A 3,471-nucleotide genomic window follows, 5' to 3' on the forward strand; every position below is an offset into this window, starting at 1 on the left:
AGATATTTCACCATTTTTATTTTTGATTGGATCGATAAAAAGTTTATATTTAATGCCATTTTGTTCATAATCAAGCGTTTTAAAAGTTGTGTATTTGTTTTTATCATCAAACAATAAGCTTGTTTGGAATTCATTAATTCGATCCATTAATAAACTATTATTATATATGATACTTGAAACATCATTCCGATTAGGAATTCGTACATCTTGTATGATTCCCTTTAATCGATTGATTCGAAAATTAGTATTATACTTTTGGGTTAAATCCATTTTCTGTTTTAGATTAAACTTTTTACTATCAGGTTGAATTTCCTTATCAATGTTAGTCCAAATAAGCTGATTTACCAAATATGAATCAGTTTGTAAAGAATATAGATAGAATGGGATCATTTTATTATTTTTTTCAATCGTAAAAAGATCAACAGACTCACCTTTTGAAATGGTAGGAGGATCTTTTAACATATCTTCGGTTTTTATTAAATGATACAGCGGTACCTTTAATATTTGTTTTGTATTCTTTTTATCTCCTTCTATCTTAATTTCTGCATAATAATCATTTGCGGTTTTTATATCCCCATTTTGATCTAATGTTGTAATCCATGTATTTTGAGCACGATAAAAGTCTTGCTCTAATTGCTGGATTGTTTGAACATTACCTTCGCTTTTAAGATATTGTTTCTCAAATGATTTGATACTTGATTTCAGATCATTTACTTTTCGATTTGCATAGTATTGTTTAAAAAAGATTGTTTGACCAATATAAATAGAACCAGTGATCAGCAAACACAAAGTTGTTGTTAATAAAAACAGTTTTAAGACTATCCCAAATTTCATACAGTTTCCTCAAACTTATAACCTGTTCTAATGATCGTTGAAATCAGTTTTGATTTACTACCTAATTTCGTCCGTAAATTACGTATATGTGTATTAATTGTTCGATCATCACCGTTGTAGTCATAGCCCCAAACCTTTTGCACGAGTTGTTCCCTTGTAATAACAATGCCCTGGTTTTGCATTAAATAAGTTAATATTTCAAATTCAGTATGGGTTAAATTTATATTTTCACCATCTACTTGGACTTTTCGTGAAGAAAAATCGACTGATATGCCATGTTTAGATAATGTATCTTTCGAGGACTCATTCGTTTTATATCTACTTTCAAGCAAACGTTTTACTCTGGCTAGCAAGATTGGTGGACTATATGGTTTTGTAACGTAGTCATCTGCGCCTAACTCAAATCCAAGTAGTGTATCATCTTCATCAACTCGTGCTGTTAACATGATGATTGGTACATTGGAAGTTTTACGGATTCTTCTACAAACTGCCCATCCATCGACTTTAGGCAACATGATATCAAGAATAATGAGATGAAATTCTTGTTCTTGAAACAATTCCAATGCCTGTTCTCCATCGACAGCTTCAATTACTTCATGACCTTCATTTATTATATAATCTTTCACGATTTCACGTAAAATCGTTTCATCTTCTACGATTAAGATTTTGTACTTCATGATCTCTACACGCTCACTTTCTATGCTCTCCCATACTTTTATTTTATCCAACATGAAATTTTATTAATTAGTGATGTATCTATTAATCCTTGGCTCCTGATAACTGAATTCCTTTGATTAAATATTTTTTTGTGAATCCAAAAATTAATAACATTGGTGCCATATAGAGAATAGATGCTGCAAAACCAATTCCTCTTGTCTCTTCTATTATTTGAGATAAATAAAGTGATAAAGGAAATTTTGATGGATCATCTAGAAAAATTAGAGGTTGTTCAACCATATTCCAATAATCAGCGAATAGTAAAACGACTAGCGCTGCAAGCCCTGGTCGTATAAGTGGCAATATGATCTTCATAAATATAGAAAAGTGACTTGCCCCATCTATTTTTGCAGCCTCGATATAAGAAAAAGGAATCGTCATGACGAATTGTCTAAGCATAAATACACCAAACGCACCAAATACTCCAGGGAAGATGATCGCGCCAAAGCTATTTAAGAGCCCTAACTTGTCCGCAATGAGATAATTCGGTACAAGTGTGACTTGAAAGGGCATCAACATGGTTACCATATAAATTAAGAATAAAGTGCCCCTCCCTTTGAACTTTAGTTTTCCAAAGACATATGCAGCAAGTGATGCAACAATCAGTTGACCTAGTATGATTGGGAATACCATTAATACTGAATTCCCATAAAATCTCATATTTGATTGTTCTTTGTCAATGAATGATTGTTTCTTGTCAAAGAATGCTTTATATTGTTGAAACGAAAACTTATCAGGAAGCAACTTCAGATGGACGAACTTATCATTGTTTGCTGCATCAGTATCTTGTTGAATTTCATTATCTGAAGGATAATGTCGGCTAATTTCATTCTCTGTCATAAAAGAATTTGATAATGTAAAAACGACTGGAAAAACCATCATTGCTGCCATAAGCAATAAGAAAAAGGTTAAAACCCATTTACGAATTAAAGTATTTCCTTTCAACCTCTTCACCTCTCTTCTTAACTCATAAACCTTCGATATCGACGTTCGATCGCGAAGAACACAAACACTAGCATTAAAATACATAAGACCATTAATGACGCAGCAGCAGTCAGTTTTTGAACATTTAAAGATGCAAACATATTGTTCATATAGTGCTGAATCATATAAATTCGATCAAAAGGATAATCTCCTGCAATTAGATAAGTTTCACGGAATACTTTAAATGAGTTAATAATGCTCATTAACAGTACAAAAAACATGGTTGGGGTTAAGTAAACCAACGTAATCTGTCTAAATTTAAAGAAATGGCTTGCGCCTTCCATTTCGGCTATCTCATAGTAATCTTTTGGTATATTTTGAAGACCTGCCAAGAATAGTATCATGTTGTAACCAATGTTTTTCCATAAATAAACAACTGATACAACAGCGATCGACCAATCTGATTTCATCCAATCGATTTGAGAAAAGCCTAAATTCACCAACCACGAATTAAGAGTGCCGTTCCAATCAAATAATATTTGCCATAACATCACAATTGAAGCGACTGGGACAACAATTGGTAAGATGAATGAACTGATAATCACATTATTAAACAGTACTGTTTGCTGCAAGCAAAGTGCCAGTAGTAAAGAAATTCCCATTACAAGTGGGACATTGATCGCTGTAAACCAGAATGTGTTTGACGCTGCCTTTAAAAATGAGCTACTTACTAATAGTTCTTTATAATTGAAAAATCCAACAAATGAACCACCAACCGCTCCATCTTTAAATGAATAGATCGTACCCATTACAAATGGAATCAAATAAAAAAGGGAAAAACCAATCAAACTAGGTAATAAAAAAAATGCTGCAACCCTACCGTCGTTATTTAATCGTTTACGCATGTTCATGTACTCACTTCTTTCTATTACTGAGTATTTATAATTTGAGAAACAATTCTGCTCGGAAAGAAGTATATCCTAATGAGATAAAGAT

General features: G+C 32.4%; 3 protein-coding genes and 1 pseudogene. All 4 read right to left on the minus strand.

Annotated features, from left to right (window positions below):
• Positions 1-834 (minus strand): annotated as a pseudogene (locus V7056_RS19990) (two-component sensor histidine kinase); the annotation flags it as partial.
• Positions 831-1,511 (minus strand): response regulator transcription factor, encoded by a 681-nt coding sequence (locus V7056_RS19995; RefSeq protein WP_499704141.1) that lies wholly within the window; start codon positions 1,509-1,511, stop codon positions 831-833. The gene V7056_RS19995 and the pseudogene V7056_RS19990, both read right to left, overlap by 4 nt.
• Before the next feature lie 82 nt (positions 1,512-1,593).
• Entirely contained in the window at positions 1,594-2,496 is a 903-nt protein-coding gene (locus tag V7056_RS20000; RefSeq protein ID WP_499704142.1) for a carbohydrate ABC transporter permease, read from the minus strand.
• 17 nt (positions 2,497-2,513) lie between these two features.
• The gene (locus V7056_RS20005; protein WP_499704143.1) at positions 2,514-3,380 is read right to left on the minus strand and encodes a carbohydrate ABC transporter permease; all 867 of its coding nucleotides are present in this window, start codon (positions 3,378-3,380) and stop codon (positions 2,514-2,516) included.
• Between the last annotated feature and the right edge of the window lie 91 nt (positions 3,381-3,471).

Origin of the sequence: Bacillus sp. JJ664 (assembly GCF_036962205.1) — a bacterium.
Classification (GTDB): Bacteria; Bacillota; Bacilli; order Bacillales; family Bacillaceae_G; genus Gottfriedia.

What these genes read in the sequence shown, in the direction of transcription:
- V7056_RS19995 (WP_499704141.1), bottom strand. Translation starts at nt 1,511, where the DNA reads ATGAAGTACAAAATCTTAATCGTAGAAGATGAAACGATTTTACGTGAA.
- V7056_RS20005 (WP_499704143.1), bottom strand. Translation starts at nt 3,380, where the DNA reads ATGCGTAAACGATTAAATAACGACGGTAGGGTTGCAGCATTTTTTTTA.